The sequence below is a fragment of the Pseudomonas sp. TE24901 genome (assembly GCF_054058375.1).
This window is the reverse complement of the sequence record NZ_JBSSAF010000017.1, coordinates 59,782-78,857: the sequence shown is the minus strand read 5'-3', so window position 1 is coordinate 78,857 and position 19,076 is coordinate 59,782. Positions and strand designations below refer to the sequence as shown.

Here is a 19,076-nt window from a genome sequence, read left to right as displayed (position 1 = left end):
GATCTTCACAAGCCCGCGCCTTACCTGTCTGGAAGATTTGAGCAACGTTTGCGGTAAGCGGCAGGCGTGAGGCCATAGGCGCGCACGAACCAGCGGCCCAGGTGGCTCTGGTCGGCAAACCCCAGGGCAATCGCCACGTCGGCGGGCGGCTCACCCTTGGCCAGCCAATGCCGGGCGCGGGCCAGGCGCAATTGCACCAGATAAGCATGGGGCGGCAGGCCAAACGCGCTCTTGAACGCACGGGTCAGGCGGAAACGGTCGACGCCACAGGCCAGCGCCAACTCATCCATGCCCACGTCCTGGTGCAGGTGTGCATGCAAATATTCCCGGGCCTTGTGCGCCACCAACGGCAGGCGTGGGTCGTCGCGGTAGCGGGTGCGCCAATGGAGTTGCCCGGTGAGCTGTTCCAGCAATTGGTCGGTGGCGCGCTGGCGCACGATGCGCAGTTCACTGCTGTGCAGAGTCTGGAAGGCGTGGCTGGTGGCGTGTGCCAGGCGGGTATCATTGATCAACGTGCTGACAACACTCAGTTGGCTGTTGACCGGTGCCTCTTCGAACACCGCACTCACTTCCCGCGACAACCATTGCGGGTCGAGGTAGAGCATGTGGTAGGTAAAGCCGTCTGCAGTGGGCGCGTCGCCGTCATGCAACTCGCCGGGCTCGACCAGAAACACCTGGCCCGGCGTGCTGTTGTGCCGGGTGCGGCGGCAGTTGAATTGCTGCACGCCTTGCTCGGTCACGCCAATCAGGTAGCTGTCATGCCAGTGGGGATCGTAGGCGTGGCCCTCGAAATGCGCGCGCAGGGTCTCGATGCCGGTGTCGGCGTCCTGAGACAGGTCGATCCAATTGTGCGCGGCCATGACTCACCGAGACGAATAAGGTCTGACATTAGCGCCCGGTGGTGGGCGGACGTCTAGAAGGTTTGTGCAGCCTCAACCGAACAGCCCGGCTGCGATGTTGATCGAAAACCCCAGGATCGCGGTGTTGAACAGAAAACCGATCAGCGATTGCCCCAGCACCACCTTGCGCAGGCTTCGCGTGGCGACACCCACATCCGACGTTTGCACCGCCACGCCGATGGTGAACGAGAAGTACAGGAAGTCCCAGTAATTGGGGGTTGTCAGGCCCTCGGCAAAACGCAGCGCCGGTTCCTTGCCGTCCCAGGTGTAATAAAGCCGCGCGTAATGCACGCTGAAAATCACCCCGATCAACAGCCATGAACCAATCACCGTCAAGCCGGTAAAGCCGTAGTGCAGCAGGCGTGCGGTCGTGGGCAGGTCTTTGCTGCCGACCAGTTCAAAGGTGATGGTTGCCAGGCTGGCAATGGCCGCGATGCACACCACGAACAGCACCAGGCCGGCGTTTTCATCTTCGATTTCGGCGATGCGCTTCACGTCCGGCGCCTTGGCGCGGATGGTCAGCCACAGCATCAGCACCAGGTAGGTCCACACGCCGGTGTTCCAGCCGATGAGGATCTTGCTGATCACCGTGTCGGCCGGTGCCAGCAGGCCTACGGCGATGCCGAGCACGGCGGCGGCGGAAAGGCGAGGGTGGGTGCGGGCGAGGAAGGGCATGGCGGCTCACAGCTGGCGAGGTGTGAGCAGACTGTACCTGATCCCGAACACAACCCATAACCTCTGTGGGAGCTGGCTTGTCGGGTTATCGGGTGTTCTTCTTGACCAGTTTCATCACCACCACGAAGAACACCGGCACAAACACCACCGCCAGCGTCGCCGTGATCATCCCGCCGATCACGCCTGTGCCAATGGCCTGTTGGCTCGCCGAGCTGGCCCCGGTGGCTATCGCCAGCGGCACCACGCCGAGGATGAACGCCAGGGACGTCATGATGATCGGCCGCAGGCGCAGCCGCGCCGCTTTCAAGGTGGCGTCGATCAAGTCTTCGCCTTGTTCGTAAAGGTCCTTGGCAAACTCGATGATCAGGATCGCGTTTTTTGCCGACAGGCCGATGATGGTGATCAGGCCCACCTTGAAGAACACATCGTTGGGCATGCCGCGCAACGTCACCGCCAGCACTGCACCGAGCACGCCCAGTGGCACCACCAGCAGCACCGAGGTCGGGATCGACCAGCTTTCATACAGCGCCGCCAAACACAGGAACACGATCAACAGCGACAGCCCCAGCAGCAACGGCGCCTGGGAACCGGACAAGCGTTCCTGCAGCGACAACCCGGTCCATTCCTGGCCCAGGCCGGCCGGCAGTTGGCTGACCAGGCGCTGAATTTCTTCCATCGCCTGGCCAGTACTGTGCCCTGGCGCCGCTTCGCCGGAAATCGCGATGGCCGGGTAGCCGTTGTAGCGTGTCAACTGGGTAGGCCCCTGGGTCCACTTGGCTTCGACAAACGCCGACAGCGGCACCATCTTCCCGGCGTTGTTGCGCACGTGGATCTTCATCAAATCCGCCACCTGGCTGCGCTGGTCACCTTCGGCCTGCACCACCACCCGCTGCATGCGGCCCTGGTTGGGGAAGTCGTTGATGTAGGCCGAGCCGATCGCCGAGGACAGCACGTTGCCCACATCAGCGAACGACACGCCCAGCGCATTCGCCTGCTTGCGGTCCACTTCCAGTTGCACCTGCGGGGCCTCGGCCTGGGCGCTTTCGCGCACGTTGGCCAGGATCGGGCTCTTCTCGGCCGCCGCGAGCAACTGCGTGCGGGCGGCCATCAATGCCGCGTGACCCACACCGCCACGGTCCTGCAGGCGGAACTCAAAGCCGCTGGACGTGCCCAGGCCATCCACCGGGGGCGGCAGGATCGCGTAGGCGATGGCATCTTTAAGTTCGCTGAACGCGGCGTTGGCCCGGTCGGCAATCGCCGAGGCCGAGTCGTCGCTGCTGCGCTGGGACCAATCCTTGAGGGTGGTAAACGCCAGCGCGGCGTTCTGCCCGGAACCGGAGAAGCTGAAGCCCATGATCATGGTGGTGTCGCCCACCCCAGGCTCCTCGGCGTTGTGCGCCTCGATCTGTTCGGCCACTTGCACCGTACGGTTCTTGCTGGCGCCGGGGGGCAGTTGGATATCGGTGATGGTGTAGCCCTGGTCTTCCACCGGCAGGAACGAGGAGGGCAGGCGCGTGAACATTAGCCCCAGGCCCACCAGCAGCACCAGGTAAATCAGCAGGTAGCGGCCGCTGCGCTTGAGGGCGTAGGCCACCCAGCCTTCGTAACGGTGGGTGAGCTGTTCAAAGCGCGTGTTGAACCAGCCGAAGAAACCACCCTTGGCATGGTGCTCGCCCTGGGGAATCGGCTTGAGCAACGTGGCACACAGCGCCGGGGTCAAGGTCAGGGCGAGGAAGGCCGAAAACAGGATCGAGGTGGCCATCGACAGCGAGAACTGCTGGTAGATCACTCCCACCGATCCCGGCATGAATGCCATCGGCAGGAACACCGCCACCAGCACCAGGGTGATACCGACGATGGCGCCGGTGATCTGGCCCATGGCTTTGCGCGTGGCGTCCCGGGGCGACAGGCCTTCGGTGGCCATGATGCGCTCCACGTTTTCCACCACCACAATGGCGTCGTCTACCAGGATGCCGATGGCCAAGACCATGCCGAACATGGTCAGCACGTTGATCGAAAAACCCAGCAGCAACATGGTGGCGAACGTGCCCATCAACGCCACCGGCACCACCAGCGTCGGGATCAGCGTATAGCGCACGTTCTGCAGGAACAGGAACATCACCGCGAACACCAGCGCCATGGCTTCGAGCAAGGTATAGACCACCTTGGTGATCGAGACCTTGACGAACGGCGAGGTGTCATACGGGATCTTGTATTCCACATTGGCCGGGAAGTAGCGCGACAGCTCGTCCATCTTCGCCCGCACCAGGGTGGCGGTGTTCAGCGCGTTGGCACCCGGGGCCAGCTGTACGCTGACGGCGGTGGACGGCTTGCCGTTCAGGCGCGTGGAAAACTGGTATTCCTGGCTGCCGACTTCCACCCGCGCCACATCGCCGATGCGCACGGTGGAGCCGTCCGGGTTGGCCTTGAGCACGATGTCGGCAAACTCGGCCGGGGTGGACAGCTGGCCCTTGACCAGGATCGCCGCGGTGATTTCCTGGGTCTTGGTGCCCGGCAGGTCGCCGATGCTGCCGGCCGAGACCTGGGCGTTCTGCGCGCTGATCGCGGCATTCACATCGGCCGGTGTCAGGTTGAAACCCACCAGCTTCTGCGGGTCGATCCAGATGCGCATGGCGCGCTCGGCGCCATACAGCTGCGCCTTGCCCACGCCATCGAGGCGCTTGAGCTCGTTCATCACGTTGCGCGCCAGGTAATCGCTGAGCGCGACGTCATCGAGCTTGCCGTCGTTGGAGGTCAGGGTCACCAGCAACAAGAAGCCGGCGGAGACTTTCTCCACCTGCAAACCCTGTTGGGTTACCGCCTGGGGCAGGCGTGGCTCCACCGCCTTGAGGCGGTTTTGCACATCCACCTGGGCCATTTCCGGGTCGGTGCCCGGCTGGAAGGTGGCGGTGATGGTCGCCGAACCGAGGCTGCTCTGGGATTCGAAATACAGCAGGTGATCGGCGCCATTGAGCTCTTGCTCGATCAGGCTGACCACGCTTTCGTCCAGGGTCTGGGCCGACGCGCCCGGGTACACCGCGTAGATTTCGACTTTCGGCGGCGCAACGTTGGGGTACTGGGCCACCGGCAACTGCGGGATGGCCAGCGCGCCGGCCAGCAGGATAAACAGGGCCACCACCCAGGCGAAGATCGGGCGGTCAATAAAGAACTGCGGCATGGCGGGTTATTCCTTTACCAGATGGCCCGAGGCAGGGCTGTCATCCACTTCGACTTTTTCACCGGGGCGTGCGTGTTGCAGGCCTTCGACGACAATGCGGTCGCCGGGCTTGAGGCCGCTGCTGACGATCCAGCGGTCCTCGATCACCGCGCCCAGTTCCACCGGCTGCTGGCTCACGGTCTGCTCGGCGTCCAGCAGCAACACCATGGGGATGCCCGCGCTGTCACGGGTGATGGCGCGTTGCGGCACGCTGATGCCTTGCTTGTCCACGGCTTGTTCCAGGCGCACCCGTACAAAACTGCCAGGCAGCAGGTCGAGGTCCGGGTTGGGGAATTCGCTGCGCAGGATGATCTGCCCGGTGCCCGGGTCGACGCTGATCTCGGCGAACAGCAGCTTGCCCGGCAACGGGTACAGGCTGCCGTCGTCCTGGATCAGCGTGGCCTTGGCCTGGTCCTGGCCGACCTGCTTCAGGCTGCCGGCACGGAAGGCGCGGCGCAGGTCGTTGAGTTCGCGGGTGGACTGGGTGAGGTCGGCGTGGATCGGGTCCAGTTGCTGGATGATCGCCAGTGGCGTGGCTTCGTTCTGGCCGACCAGTGCGCCTTCAGTGACCAGTGCGCGACCGATGCGCCCGGAAATCGGCGCGGTCACGGTGGCGTAGCCCAGGTTCAGTTTGGCGCGCTCCACGGCGGCCTTGTTGGCGGCGACTTCGGCGTTGGTCTGACGCACGGCGGCGCGGGCGTTGTCGTAGTCCTGGCCGCTGATGGCGTTGCCTTCTACCAGCTGGCTGTAGCGTTGCTCTTGCAGGCGCGCCTGGAAGGCATTGGCTTCGGCCTTGCTCAAATTGGCCTGGGCGCTGTCGAGGTCAGCCTTGAACGGGGCCGGGTCGATGCGAAACAGCACGTCGCCCTGTTTCACGTCGTGGCCTTCCTTGAACACCCGCTGCATCACCACACCGGCCACCCGTGCACGCACCTCGGCGATACGCGGCGCAGCAATGCGCCCGCTCAGTTCGCTGGTGATAGAGAGGGGCTTGGCCTGCAGGGTTTCGATGCGGACCTTGGCCAGGGGCATTTCCGGCGCTTGCGCGCTGGACTTGTCACAGGCACTCAAGGCCAGCGTCAGGGCCAGCAGGCAAAACGGCGCAAACAGATTCTTCGACATGCTCATATCCCAATATTGACTGGCGCATCCTAAAGACACCTGCGCCGTGGTGCTGTGAAGCTGTGTAGGGCGTGTGTGAAGAAATGTAAGGTGCGGCCCATAGGCGGTAAAGGGCGTATATCCTTGCACAATCCTGCAAACAACAAAGATCAAATGTGGGAGCAGGGCTTCTGTGTAGGAGCTGGCTTGCCTGCGATAGCATCGCCTCGGCCTCACTGAAAGACCGAGTTGCCTGCATCGCAGGCAAGCCAGCTCCCACACAAGCCCGCTGCCACAAGGGTCTTTGCTCAGCCTACGAACCGTATTATCTGGAAACACCATGCCCAACATCCTCCTGGTAGAAGACGACGCCGCACTCTCCGAGCTGATTGCCAGCTACCTGGAACGCAATGGCTACCACGTCAGTGTGCTCAGCCGTGGCGACCACGTACGCGAACGTGCACGCCTGAACCCACCGGACCTGGTGATCCTCGATCTGATGCTGCCCGGCCTCGACGGCCTGCAAGTGTGCCGCCTGCTGCGCGCCGATTCGGCGGGCCTGCCGATCCTGATGCTCACCGCGCGCGACGACAGCCACGACCAGGTGCTGGGCCTGGAAATGGGCGCCGACGACTACGTCACCAAACCTTGCGAGCCCCGGGTGCTGCTGGCCCGTGTGCGCACGCTGTTGCGCCGCAGCAGCCTGTCCGAGCCCCTGGCGGCCAACGACCAGATCATCATGGGCAACCTGTGCATCGACCTGTCGGAGCGCACCGTGACCTGGCGCGAACAGGCGGTGGAACTGTCCAGCGGTGAATACAACCTGCTGGTGGTACTGGCCCGGCACGCGGGCGAAGTGCTCAGCCGCGACCAGATCCTGCAACGCCTGCGTGGTATTGAGTTCAACGGCACCGACCGCTCGGTGGACGTGGCCATTTCCAAGTTGCGCCGCAAGTTCGACGACCATGCCGGCGAAGCGCGCAAGATCAAGACGGTGTGGGGCAAGGGCTACCTGTTCAGCCGCTCCGAGTGGGAATGCTGATCCATGTTTCGTGTGCTGCTACGCCTCTACCTGATCACCATCGTCACCTACAGCGCGGCGATCTACCTGATCCCCAAGGGGGTGATCCAGGTGTTCGAACACCGCTACATGAACTACAACATCGAGCAGTCCCGCGGCCAGCAAAAGCTGATCGTCAAGCAGTACCTGCGAGCGCCGGTGGAGCGCTGGTCCCAGGTGACCGAACAACTGGGCCGTGATTTTGCCCCGCTGAAAGTGCAACTGCTGCTGCGCCAGGACGCCAGCTACACCCCCGCCGAAGAGCAGTTGCTGGAACAAGGTAAGCCAGTGATCCGGCTGGGGGAGTGGGGCTGGATGGAAGAGGTCAGCTCGCCGATCAATGCGCAGTTCGTGGTCAAGCTGACGATCCCGCCCGACCCGATGGACATGAACCTGCTGTACTGGGTGATCAACGTATTGATCGTCGCCGCCTTGCTCGCCTGCCTGCTGGTGTGGCTGCGCCCGCACTGGCGTGACCTGGAGCGCCTCAAAAGCACGGCGGCGCAACTGGGCAAAGGCAACCTCAGCGAGCGCACGCAGATTCCGCCCAGCTCCAACATTGGCAGCCTGGCGTCGGTGTTCGACACCATGGCCGACGACATCGAACACCTGCTCAACCAGCAGCGCGACCTGCTCAACGCGGTCTCCCACGAATTGCGCACGCCGCTGACCCGCCTGGATTTCGGCCTGGCCCTGGCACTGTCCGAAGACTTGCCGCCCGCCGGTCGCGAGCGCCTGCAAAGCCTGGTGGCGCATATTCGCGAACTGGATGAGCTGGTGCTGGAGCTGCTGTCCTACAGCCGCCTGCAAAACCCGGCGCAATTGCCGGAACGGGTCGAAGTGGTGCTCGATGAATTCATTGACAGCGTGTTGGGCAGTGTCGACGACGAGTTAGAAAACCCCGAGATCGTTATTGATGTGGCACTGGACTGTGCGGTGGAGCGCTTCAGCCTCGACCCGCGCCTCACTGCGCGCGCCTTGCAGAACCTGCTGCGCAATGCCACGCGTTACTGCGACAAGCGTATCCAGGTCGGCGTCAAGGTGTGCGCCAAGGGGTGTGAGATCTGGGTGGACGACGATGGCATCGGCATACCGGTGGACCAGCGTGAGCGTATCTTCGAGCCGTTCTACCGCCTGGACCGCAGCCGCGACCGCGCCACCGGTGGCTTCGGTCTGGGCTTGGCGATCAGCCGCCGCGCCCTCGAGGCCCAGGGCGGCACTTTGACAGCCCTGGCATCACCCCTGGGCGGGGCGCGGTTTCGCGTGTGGTTGCCCACCGTCAGCTGATCACAGCACCTTCACCGCACGGCCGATGGCCTGGATCGGCCCCGTCGGTTTGCCTGTGGGCGAGCCGTGCGGGTCTTCCAGGGTCAGCTCGAACAGTTGGTTTGGGCTGAGCGGCGGCAGCGTGTCCAGAGGGACCGACAACGTCTGCCCTGGCTTGACCAACCCCAGCGAGACCGGCCCCTGCCAGCCATCGCCCTTGGTCCAGAACTGCAAGGCCTTGTCGGCCGGCACGTGCATCGTGCCCAGCGGGATCAATTGAATCCGTTGATTGTTACTGGCCTGGATCACCCAGCCCGGTGCCTGGTTTTGCGGGGCCACCAGCACCACGACAAAGGTCGGTTCGGCAGTGGGCGGGCGGGTCAGCAACAACGCCGCCAGGACCAGTGTGGTGACCAAGCCGGCACCGGCCAAACTGCGCCACACCGCCAACAGATCCCACCACGGTGTGCGTGCCGTCGAGAGATGGCTTTCGATGCGCCGCCACAGGTGCGCCGAGGGCGGCACCGGTTCCGCGAGGGCGGTCAGCGGCAGCAAGCGCTGCTCCCAGGCATCGACCGCCGCGCGCAGCTCAGCATCATGGGGCAGGCGCTGTTCCACCTCGGCACGCTGTTCGGCGGGCAGGGTGCCCAGCACGTATTCGCTGGCCAGTTCGTCCAGTGGGTTACTCATGCCATGCACTCCCGCAGCGCGGCGAGGCTACGTTTGATCCAGGCTTTGACCGTCCCCAGCGGGGTGTCGAGTTTCCGGGCGATTTCGCTGTGGGAAAAACCGTCGACATAGGCATGCAGGATGCAACGGCGACGGCTGGGGTCGAGCTGTTCCAGGCAAGTGTGGATCTGCCCCGAACGTGCCGCAAATTCAAAGGTGTCGTTTACAGCGACTTGCTCGTGTTCATCGCCCAAGGGGACTTCGCGGTAATGGTTGCGCACGACATTGAGCGCCAAGTGCCGGGTCACGCTGAACACCCAGCCACGGGCCGAGCCGCGACTGGGGTCAAAACTGCCAGCGCCGCGCCAGACCTTGAGGAACGCGTCATGCACGATGTCTTCGGCCAGCGACTTGTCCCGGGTGATGCGTATGGCCACACCGAGCAGGTGGCTGCTTTCCTGTTCGTACAAGCGACGCAACGCACGTTGATCACCCTGGGCGCAGGCCAACAAACAGGCTTCGTAATCAAACACACACATCCCCCAATCCTGTAGTGAGCGGGCTCGCCCCGCGCCGCAACCGCCCAAGCACCGAAATTCCCCTGTTGGAACACGGTGCCCAGGTAAACGCAGCGTAGCCGAGTTTGCTCAGTTGGCCGCCCAGAAGATGTAGTCAGCCTGGTACTTCACCACTTCCTGCTTGCCCTTGTCGGCCACGGTGCAAGCACTGCTCGGCGCCACACCGCCCTTGAGCGCAACCCGCTGGATATAACTCACGCCACTCATCGCGCCCTTGCCTTCGGCGGGGTTGGCCTTGACCAGTTGATAGGGCAGGTTGCCCGCACCCGACGGCGCTACCGCCAATTGTGTGCCGGTCACCTTCGAACCGTCCTGGGCCTGCCAGGTGGCTGGCGGGCCGAAATAGGTGCCCACCTGTTTGCCACTGCGGTCATTGAGCACTGCCTTGGGCCCTACAAATGTCCATTCGACCTGGCCAGCGGCGTTGGCCTTGTCGCGGCACTCATAGGTGATTTCGCCCACACCTGTGGTCTCCAGGGCCACTTTGTGGCCATCCGGCACCTTGATGCTGTCGGGCAGGCCGGTCTGGGCGAATGCGGATGGCGCAGCAGCGAGCAGGGCAGTCAGGCAGAGCAGGGCTTTAGCGTTCATGGATGACTCTCCATTGGGTAGAACAGCAGGGTTGCTGCAGGGACTACCCAGGGAAGGCACGATTGGATGCACCGATTAGAAAATAAACGGTCGAGGGCGCACACTGTGCCCCCGCTATACCCGAGGAGAGATTGGCAATGACTGGTGTCCACACGTCTGCTCAACAGGGTTTCTCGACCCAGGCTGTCACCTACGCCCAAGGTCGGCCCGACTATCCGCGACAACTCACCGGCTGGCTGACCGACGCGCTGCACATCGATGCACAGGCCACGGTGATCGACCTGGGCGCCGGGACCGGCAAATTCACCCGCTTGCTCAGCAGCCTGGCGCCGACGCTGATTGCCGTCGAACCGGTGGCGGCCATGGGCGAACAGCTGCGTAAACTCTTACCGGAGGTGCGCCTGCTCAACGGCACCGCCGAGTCCATCCCCCTGGAATCAGCCAGTGCCGATGCAGTGGTCTGCGCCCAGGCCTTCCACTGGTTCTCCACCGAGGCGGCACTGACGGAAATCCACCGCGTGCTCAAGCCCGACGGGCACTTGGGCCTGGTGTGGAATGTGCGCGATGAATCGGTGGATTGGGTGGCGGCGATCACCGAGATCATCACCCCGTATGAAGGCGACACCCCGCGTTTTCACACCGGCCGCTGGCGGGAAGCCCTCACCGGCCAGTATTTTTCCGTACCGCAGATGACCTGCTTTCCCTATCACCATGTGGGCAGCCCGCAGGAAGTGATCATGGATCGCTTCCTGTCGGTGAGCTTCATCGCGGCCTTGCCGGCTGCCGAAAAGGCCACGGTCACTGCGCAGTTGCAGGCGTTGATCGAGACCCACCCGGCGTTGCAGGGGCGTGACACCGTGGCCTTTCCCTACCAGACCCAGGCCTACGTCTGTCAGCGACTGGCAAAAAAGGCATAAAGTCAGATCACATTGATATAAGTCGTTATAAGAAAAATCGCTATCCTGCGGCCAGAAATTTATAAGGCCGCAGGTAGTTGTAATGGATGTGGGTAATGTTGGTTTCGTGGTGGCTGGCCTGATCGTTGGTTTTATTGTCGGCATGACGGGTGTAGGCGGGGGCTCGTTGATGACGCCGATCCTGCTGTGGTTCGGGATCAACCCGGCCACTGCCGTGGGCACCGACCTGTTGTACGCGGCTATCACCAAGTCCGGTGGTGTGCTGGTGCACAGCAAGAACAAGAATATCGACTGGACCATCACCGGCTGGCTGACCCTGGGCAGCGTGCCAGCGGTGCTGCTGACGTTGTGGTTCCTCGCCAGCTTGCACACTGACCCTAGCGCCATGAATGCGGTGATCAAGCAGGCGTTGGGTGTTGTGCTGTTGCTGACGGCCTTGGCCATTCTGTTCAAGAAAAGTTTGTTGGCTTTTGCCCAGCGGCATGCGGGTGACAGCTATCACATGAGCCCGCGTAACCTGAATGCGCTCACCGTGGTGACGGGGGCGATTTTGGGGACCATGGTGGCGTTGACGTCCATCGGCGCTGGGGCGCTGGGGACTGTGGCGCTGTTTATCCTTTATCCGTTTCTGGCTACACGGCGGTTGGTGGGGACTGAGATTGCCCATGCTGTGCCGCTGACCCTGGTTGCGGGTTTGGGGCATGCGAGCATGGGGAATATGGATTGGCATTTGCTGGGGTTTTTGCTGATGGGGTCGTTGCCGGGGATCTACATCGGTAGTCACATGACTGGGAAGGTGCCGGATGGGGTGTTGCGGCCTTGTTTGGCGGTTATGTTGATGACCATTGGGTATAAGTTGGCGTTTTGATCTTTGGGTATATCCGTTATTTGGGTAACGGCTGCTTATGGTTCCGCTCTTACAGCGGCTCACTTTTGAAAAGCGCAAAAGTAAGCAAAACGCTTTTACCCCAACACTCGGCACCTCGCCTAGGCTCGGTGTTCCCTCACTCCGGCTTGAATCCGTGGGCCGCCGTCATGGGCCATCCATGGCCCAGGACGGCTAACCCGGCGTCCTGCCGGGTTACCCACGGATTCAAGCCTGCGTTCGGCCAGCGTGTTTGACGGGGCGCCTAAGATCAAGATCAAGATCAAGATCAAAAGCAAGAGCACGGCGGCCTAGTAGCCGACCTGAGTGGTTGGATCAAAAGCAGATACGTGTAGGAGCTGGCTTGCCGGCGATGCAGGCACCTCGGTGAAACAGGCATACCCGGTTGATGCCATCGCAGGCAAGCCAGCTCCCACAGTGGATCTGCGTCGATGCACAAGTTCTCTGTGGGAGCTGTCGAGCTTTAGCGAGGCTGCGAAGGCGGCTTGTCAGGCAACATCTCTATTGGCTGTGCCGCCGTTATCGCAGGCCAGCTCCCACAGTGAGGGTATAGGCGTTCTGCCTGAAGTTTCGCATCATCGTTGAAGACCATCGCCGGCAAGCCGGCTCCTACACAACCGCGTTTGCCGTTGCCTTTGCTCTACACCACTCAAGCCGGCTGTCAGGCCGCTGTGCTCTTGCTTTTGATCTTGCTTTTGATCTGAGGCGCCCCGTCAAACACGCTGGCCGGAATTCGACAGGGATTTGGGGGGTAAACCGGCAGGGATGCCGGTTTAGCCGCCCCGCGCCATGGATGGCGCGTGGCGGCGGCCCCCCAAATCACTGTCGGATTACGGGCACACCGAGCCTAAGCGAGGTGCCGAGTGTTGGGGCAAGAGCCCTTTGGTTACTTTGGGGCTTTTCCAAAGTGACCCGCCGTAAGGGCGGAACCATAAGCAGCCATCCCCCAAAAAACGGATATGTACTCCCCCCCAAAAAACAAGCCACTGCTTCACCCCCAACACCCACTGCTGCCCCACTGCTGCTCCAGCAGCACCCCTCCACCCCAACCCCCCCGCCAACCCAAGCCCCCACGGCGCCCAGCCCCCATGGCATGCCCGTTGCACACATCCCCTCCATCAGGTCCCTCGCACCTCGCACGACCGAATCAGGAGCACCCATGAGCACTGAATTTTTCTGGCGCCTGCCACTGGGCACCGACGGCCCGCAACTCACCACCGACAAACACAACCGCGGCAACCCCCACTACCGCCCCGGCCACATCGCCCCTGGCCGCCTGCCCAACGGCGAGCCCGACGACTTCACCTACATCGACTACATCGCCCAAGTCGCCAAGGCCGCCGAACTCGCCGGGTTCGAAGGTGCTCTGCTGCCCACCGGCCCCGAGCCCTGGATCGCCGCCGCCGCGCTGGCCCGGGAAACCCGGCGCATCAAGTTCCTGATCGCCTTCCAGGCCACCTGGACCCTGCCCGCCTACGCCGCCCAGCAGGCCGCGATCCTGCAGAACCTCAGCCGTGGCCGCCTGGACTGGAACATCATCACCGGCGGCAACCCCGCCAGCCAGCGCGCCAATGGCGACTTCCTGGAACACGACCTGCGCTACAAACGCACCGGCGAATTCCTCGACATCATCCAGGGGCTGTGGACCCACGAAAAATTCTCCTACGACGGCGATATCTACCAGCTCGAAAACGGCGCCCTGCCCCACGGCCTGCAAAACGAGCGCAAGCCCGGGGTGTATTTCTCCGGCTTTTCGGACGCCGCCCTCGGCGTGGCCGCCAAGCACGCCGACGTGTACCTGAACTGGGCCGAGCCCATCGACAAGCTCAAGCCACATATCGATCGCGTGCGTGAACTGGCCGACAAACAGGGCCGCAGCGTGCGGTTTGGCCTGCGGGTCGACCTGTTCGCCCGCGAGACCGAAGAGCTGGCCTGGAAAGACCTGCGCCGCCAGTTCGACAAGCTCGAAGGCAAGCCCAGCGCCGTATCCAAAGGGTTTACCAGCGGTTCGGACTCGGTGGGTGCCGCGCGACAAACCGCCTACCACCAAAACGTCGACCGTTTTGACGACCTGATCATCGGCCCCAACCTGTGGGCCGGTTTTGCCAAGGCCAAGCCGGGCCCCACGGTCGGCCTGGTGGGCAGCCACGAAAACATCGCCGAGCGCCTGGTGGAATACCGCGACGCCGGCTTCTCGACGTTTATCCTCGCCGGCAACCCGCACCTGGAAGAAGCCCTGCGCATTGGCCAGGAAGTCTTGCCGCTGGTGCACCAACGCCCGGCCCTGCAACCCTTGAAAGCCAGCGCCTGAGCGCTGCGGGAGAACCTGTGATGACGCAACCCCTCGACACCCTCTGGTACACCCGTTGCCCCGTGCCCACTGGCCTGGGCATTGCCGTGCAGAAAGGCTGGCTGCAAGACACCGTCGGCGCCCTAGGCACCGAGGTGCAGTCCCTGCGCGAGTCCAACGACAAGACCGTACGCGAGTCGCACTTCGACCACACCCTGCAAAACTCGGTACGCCACGGCGGCAATATCCCGGCGATCTGGGCCCGTGCCCAAGGCCGCGAAACCCGTGTGATCGGCTTGTCCTGGGCCGATGAGGTGCAACTGATCCTGACCCGCCAGGACAGCGGCATCAAGACCGTCAAGGACCTCAAGGGCCGCACCTTCGGCCTGCCGGACTGGGCCGGCGCGCAGATCGACTTCACCCGTGCCCAGGCCTTGCGCGGCCTGGAAAACGCACTGTCGCTGGAAGGTTTGAAGGTCGGCGATGTGAAGCTGGTCAACTTCCGCTACGGCGGCACGTTCAGCGACAGCGCGGTGCGCAATGTGGCTGGCACGCCGGTCAATACACAGGTGAGCGAACGCAACCTGGAACTGATCGGCCTGTTGCGCGGCGAGGTCGATGCGATCTTTCTCAAGGGCGCCAGCGCGGCCCAGCATGCCCATGATTTCGGCCTGCACACGGTGATCGACACCGGATCCCACCCCGACCCGCTGATCCGCAGCAACAACGGCACCCCGCGCACCCTGGCGGTGGACCTGAACCTGCTGGAGCAGCATTACGACGTGGCCACCGGCATCCTCGACTCGGTGCTGCGTGCCGAGCAATGGGCCCACACCCACCCCGAAGACACCCGCCGCTACCTGGCGCGGGAAACCAACAGCAGCGAGTACTGGGTGACCGCCGCCTACGGCGAGGATGCGCACCTGCGCCTGCGTACCGAACTGGACGAACAAGCCATTGCCGCCCTGCAGGACTTCACGAACTTCCTGCACCGTTGGCGCTTTATTCCCAACACCTTCGACGTGCGCGAATGGATCGATGCACGGCCGCTGCATGCGCTGCAAGACGGCAACACCGCACTCGCCAGCTAACCCTGTAGGAGCCCGGCTTGCCGAATCGTCGCACCGCGGCGATTCGACAAGCCGGGCTCCTACAGGTCGGGCAGCGTTGAAAATTCATGGAGTTGAACGAAGACCGTTATGAGCAAACCACTCGATACCCTCTGGTACACCCACAGCCCGGTGCCCACCGGGCTTGGCATTGCCGTGCAATCCGGGCGGCTGGCCGAAGCCTTCCTGCCCTACGGCACCAACATCCAATCGTTGCGCGAATCCACCGAACGGGAAGTGCGCGAAGCCCACTACGACCATCACCTGCAGAACTCGGTGCGCCATGGCGGCAACATCCCGGCGATCTGGGCCTATGCCAGTGGCGTCGAGACCCGCGTGCTGGGGCTGTCGTGGAGCGACGAAGTGCAGTTGATCCTGACCACCGCCGAAAGCGGTGTGAAGAGCGTGCGCGACTTGAAAAACCGCCGCTTCGGCCTGCCCAAATGGGCCAACGTGCAGATCGACTTCACCCGCGCCCAGGCCCTGCGCGGCCTGGAAAACGCCTTGAAGCTGGAAGGCTTGAACGTCAGTGATGTGGAGCTGGTGGACTACCCCTACGGCGGCACCTACAGCGACAACCAGACCTCCTACGTGTACGGCCCCGAAGTCAGCCTGGGCGTCAGCCGTTTCAGCCGGCGCAACAACGAGCTGATCGGCCTGCTGCGCGGCGATATCGACGCGATTTTCCTCAAGGGCGCCCATGCCGTGCACCTGGCCAACGAGTTCGGCCTGCACGTGGTGGTCGACACCGGCTCCCACCCCGATCCGCTGATCCGCAGCAACAACGGCACGCCGCGCACCCTGACGGTGGACATCAACCTGCTGCAGGAGCACTTCGATGCCAGCGTGAAAATCGTCGACACCGTGTTGCGCACCGAGCAATGGGCCTGGGCGAATCCGGATGAGACCCGGCGCTTTCTGGCCAAGGAATTGAACACCAGTGAGTACTGGGTGACGGCGGCGTATGGCGAGGATGCGCATCGGCGGTTGCGTACCACCCTGGACTCGCGGTCGATTGAAGCGTTGCAGGATTTCACGGACTTTCTGTTTCGCTGGCATTTCATTCCAAGGCGCTTCGATGTGCGTGACTGGATTGATTTCAGTGTGCTGGAAAAGGTCATTGGTTCTACCTCCCGCGTTGCCGTATAACCCCGCCCGCCACACAGACCCTGTAGGAGCCGGCTTGCCGGCGATGGCGTCATTGAAATCGCCATCGCCGCGGTGCGACGATTCGACAAGCCGGGCTCCTACAAGGTAGGTGTGAACCAAGAAGAAATGTGTTGATCTGGCAACACTTCTCTTGCTGCTCCAGCAGCACCCTCCAAGCAACTTCTGCTGAATCCTCGACAGGCTGTTTTCACGGCCTACACACGTGCCGAATTTCTTCGTTAAAAGGTGTCATCTATAATTATTTATCCGTTAAATAACAGTAGGTTATGCATCTGTATCCATCCTGAAATCCTCTTGGCACGATCTCTGCTCTACCCCCTTCAAGGACACATTTTCCGGGGGAGACTTTCATGCATACCATCAATCCAATCACCAAGGGCTTATGGCTCGCGTTACTCGTTGCAGGCAGCGCTCACGCCGCTGAAGATGACACCACTCAAACCGAACCGGCACTCAAGACCGTGACCGTCACTGCACAACACCGCGAGCAAACCCTTCAAGAGGTGCCAGTGGCGGTGTCGGCGGTACAGGGCACCAACATTGTGGCCGACGGCGTGCGCAACATGGGCGACATCACCACCTTCATTCCCAACGCCTCGGCGAAGAACCCGGACGGCGATGGCCGCCCGCGCTGGTACATCCGTGGGTTGGGCACCGGCGACACCGGCGCGGCCACGGTGTACCCGGTGGGTATCTATGCCGACGATGTCTACCTCAACGCGCCGATTGCCGGGGGCGGGCCGCTGTGGGACCTGGAGCGCATCGAGATCCTGCGCGGCCCGCAAGGCACGCTGTACGGCAAGAACACCACGGCGGGCGCGGTGAATATCATCTCGAAAAAGCCCACCTTCGATACCGACGGCTTCGGCACCATCGGTTTTGGCAGCAAGAACGAACGCATCTTGAGCGGCGCCCTGGGCGGCACGTTGGTGGACGAGAAACTCGCCGCGCGGATCTCCCTGTATTCGGAAGAACGCGACGGCTTCCAGAAAAACCTGGTGGACGACCACACCTACGGCGACGTGAATAAAAAGGCCGTGCGCCTGCAGTTTTTCGCCCAGCTCAACGACGACCTCGACGCCCTGTGGAAGATCCACAGCCGTGAGTTCAAGGGCGACGGCGCCAACGGTGCGCTGACCCTGGGCCGCTACTACAACGTGGGCTACCAGCGCCCGGCCGGGCGAAATATCGCGCTGAACGTGGATGACGACTCCAAGCTCAACCACGACGGCACCTCGCTGACCCTCAACTGGCACCTGGGCGACTACACGCTCACGTCGATCACGGCGTACGACTACATTCGCGGCCAGTCCAGCAGTGACGCCGACTACACGCCGTACGAGGTCAACGGTACCTCCACCGCCGACAACAAATACACCCAGTATTCCCAGGAAATCCGCCTGGCCTCGCCCCAGCAGGAGACCCTGCGCTGGCTGGCCGGCGCGCACTATTTCCATGAGGACCTCGACAGCCAGGCCGGGCGTTTCATCGTGCCGGGGCCGACACCCAATGGCACCGGCTCTAACCAGATCGGCGGCGCCACGGACTTTCGTGACCTGAGCTACGACCACAAGACCGACAGCTACGCGCTGTTCGGCAACCTGACCTACGACTTCACCGACAACTTCAGCGTCACCGGTGGCCTGCGCTGGACCCAGGAAAAGAAAGACATCGACCTCAACCTCACCCAGTTGACCCGCGCCACGGCCAACGGCCCGTTGATCCCGCTGGCCGGTGTCGGCACCAACGGCAACCGCCAGGAAGACAAGACCTGGGAAGCCTGGACCTACGACCTCACCCCGGAATACCGCATCAACGACAACGTGCGGGTGTTCTTCCGTTATGCCCACGGTTTCCGTTCCGGGGGCTTCAACACCGGGCTGTCCACCAGCTTGTCGCAGCTGACCACGGTGGACCCGGAACAACTCGACGCCTATGAGTTCGGTGTGAAGTCGGAGTGGTTCAACCACCGCCTCACGGCCAACGCGAATATCTTCTACTACGACTACTCGGATATTCAGGTGAACCTGCTGACGGTCAACAACGGCGTGCTGACCACCGCGCTCACCAACGGCGCCAAGGGCAAGGTCAAGGGCGCCGAGCTGGAGCTGGAAGGCCAACCGACCGACTACCTGCACCTGCGCGCGGCGATCTCGTTCCTGGACACCGAATACACCGACTTCAAGAACACCAACCCCAACACCGGTGCGGTCACCGGCGACTACAGCGGCAACAGCTTCGTGCGCTCGCCGCGTAACGTGGTGTCCCTGGGCGGCGACTACACCTTCCCGCTGGCCATCGGCGGCAAGTTGGTGGCCGGTGCCGACGTGAGTTTCCGCGACAAGGAATACTTCCTCGCCGACCGCCAGAGCAGCGCCGACAAAGACCTGAGCCAGCCCCACTACACCTTGGCCAACAGCCGGCTGACCTGGTACAGCGCCGACGAAAAACTCAGCGTCACCGGTTTCGTCAACAACCTCACCGACCGCCGCTACCAAGTCCATGGCCGGCCCAACGGTGGCCTTGGCCAATACGTGATCACCTATGGCGACCCCCGCACCGTGGGCCTGAGCGTGACCAGCCGCTTCTAACCCCCTGACTCACTGCCAAAACCGGCTCTCCCAAACGACACCGATCAACTGTGGGAG

The 19,076-nt window shown here is 62.8% G+C and carries 15 protein-coding genes; 8 read left to right on the top strand and 7 right to left on the bottom strand.

Going from position 1 to position 19,076, the window contains the following annotated elements:
• Positions 1-20: 20 nt before the first annotated feature.
• From ACVWVP_RS27005 to ACVWVP_RS26990, 4 genes are all read right to left on the bottom strand, one after another.
• A complete protein-coding gene (locus ACVWVP_RS27005) occupies positions 21-860 on the bottom strand; it encodes an AraC family transcriptional regulator (protein ID WP_178919630.1) in 840 nt (279 codons plus the stop codon).
• Between the two features lie 72 nt (positions 861-932).
• On the bottom strand, positions 933-1,574 hold the full coding sequence (locus ACVWVP_RS27000) for a DUF1345 domain-containing protein (protein WP_178919631.1): 642 nt from the start codon (positions 1,572-1,574) through the stop codon (positions 933-935).
• 85 nt (positions 1,575-1,659) lie between these two features.
• Entirely contained in the window at positions 1,660-4,752 is a 3,093-nt protein-coding gene (locus ACVWVP_RS26995) for a multidrug efflux RND transporter permease subunit (protein ID WP_457409015.1), read from the bottom strand.
• A 6-nt stretch (positions 4,753-4,758) separates the two neighbouring features.
• Positions 4,759-5,913 (bottom strand): efflux RND transporter periplasmic adaptor subunit, encoded by a 1,155-nt coding sequence (locus ACVWVP_RS26990; RefSeq protein ID WP_457409013.1) that lies wholly within the window; start codon positions 5,911-5,913, stop codon positions 4,759-4,761.
• 319 nt (positions 5,914-6,232) lie between these two features.
• On the opposite strand from ACVWVP_RS26990, the gene ACVWVP_RS26985 reads away from it, so the two are divergent.
• Together ACVWVP_RS26985 and ACVWVP_RS26980 are read left to right on the top strand one after the other, a co-directional pair.
• Positions 6,233-6,934, top strand: coding sequence for a response regulator transcription factor (locus ACVWVP_RS26985; RefSeq protein WP_176997738.1), 702 nt, complete (start codon positions 6,233-6,235; stop codon positions 6,932-6,934).
• A 3-nt stretch (positions 6,935-6,937) separates the two neighbouring features.
• Positions 6,938-8,239, top strand: coding sequence for an ATP-binding protein (locus ACVWVP_RS26980; RefSeq protein WP_178925996.1), 1,302 nt, complete (start codon positions 6,938-6,940; stop codon positions 8,237-8,239).
• Here ACVWVP_RS26980 and ACVWVP_RS26975 read toward each other — a convergent pair whose 3' ends face one another.
• The 3 genes from ACVWVP_RS26975 to ACVWVP_RS26965 form a co-directional block, all read right to left on the bottom strand.
• Positions 8,240-8,908 (bottom strand): anti-sigma factor, encoded by a 669-nt coding sequence (locus ACVWVP_RS26975; protein ID WP_178925997.1) that lies wholly within the window; start codon positions 8,906-8,908, stop codon positions 8,240-8,242.
• Positions 8,905-9,426 carry a sigma-70 family RNA polymerase sigma factor gene (locus ACVWVP_RS26970; RefSeq protein ID WP_457409011.1) on the bottom strand — a complete coding sequence of 174 codons (522 nt, stop codon included), beginning with the start codon at positions 9,424-9,426 and terminating at the stop codon, positions 8,905-8,907. The genes ACVWVP_RS26975 and ACVWVP_RS26970 overlap by 4 nt, the downstream gene beginning before the upstream one ends.
• Positions 9,427-9,534: 108 nt before the next feature.
• The gene (locus ACVWVP_RS26965; protein WP_178925999.1) at positions 9,535-10,056 is read right to left on the bottom strand and encodes a DUF3455 domain-containing protein; all 522 of its coding nucleotides are present in this window, start codon (positions 10,054-10,056) and stop codon (positions 9,535-9,537) included.
• A 137-nt stretch (positions 10,057-10,193) separates the two neighbouring features.
• Here ACVWVP_RS26965 and ACVWVP_RS26960 point away from each other — a divergent pair, with 137 nt between their 5' ends.
• The 6 genes from ACVWVP_RS26960 to ACVWVP_RS26935 all read left to right on the top strand — a co-directional run bounded on the left by ACVWVP_RS26960 (position 10,194) and on the right by ACVWVP_RS26935 (position 19,019).
• Positions 10,194-10,973, top strand: coding sequence for a methyltransferase domain-containing protein (locus ACVWVP_RS26960; protein ID WP_457409009.1), 780 nt, complete (start codon positions 10,194-10,196; stop codon positions 10,971-10,973).
• 82 nt (positions 10,974-11,055) lie between these two features.
• Positions 11,056-11,841, top strand: coding sequence for a sulfite exporter TauE/SafE family protein (locus ACVWVP_RS26955; RefSeq protein ID WP_178926001.1), 786 nt, complete (start codon positions 11,056-11,058; stop codon positions 11,839-11,841).
• Between the two features lie 1,177 nt (positions 11,842-13,018).
• On the top strand, positions 13,019-14,170 hold the full coding sequence (locus tag ACVWVP_RS26950; RefSeq protein ID WP_457409007.1) for an LLM class flavin-dependent oxidoreductase: 1,152 nt from the start codon (positions 13,019-13,021) through the stop codon (positions 14,168-14,170).
• 20 nt (positions 14,171-14,190) lie between these two features.
• Positions 14,191-15,240, top strand: a complete 1,050-nt coding sequence (locus tag ACVWVP_RS26945; protein ID WP_178923010.1) for an ABC transporter substrate-binding protein — start codon at positions 14,191-14,193, stop codon at positions 15,238-15,240.
• Positions 15,241-15,348: 108 nt separating this feature from the next.
• Positions 15,349-16,407 carry an ABC transporter substrate-binding protein gene (locus ACVWVP_RS26940; protein WP_176999103.1) on the top strand — a complete coding sequence of 353 codons (1,059 nt, stop codon included), beginning with the start codon at positions 15,349-15,351 and terminating at the stop codon, positions 16,405-16,407.
• 371 nt (positions 16,408-16,778) lie between these two features.
• Entirely contained in the window at positions 16,779-19,019 is a 2,241-nt protein-coding gene (locus ACVWVP_RS26935) for a TonB-dependent receptor (RefSeq protein ID WP_178923008.1), read from the top strand.
• Positions 19,020-19,076 lie beyond the last annotated feature (57 nt).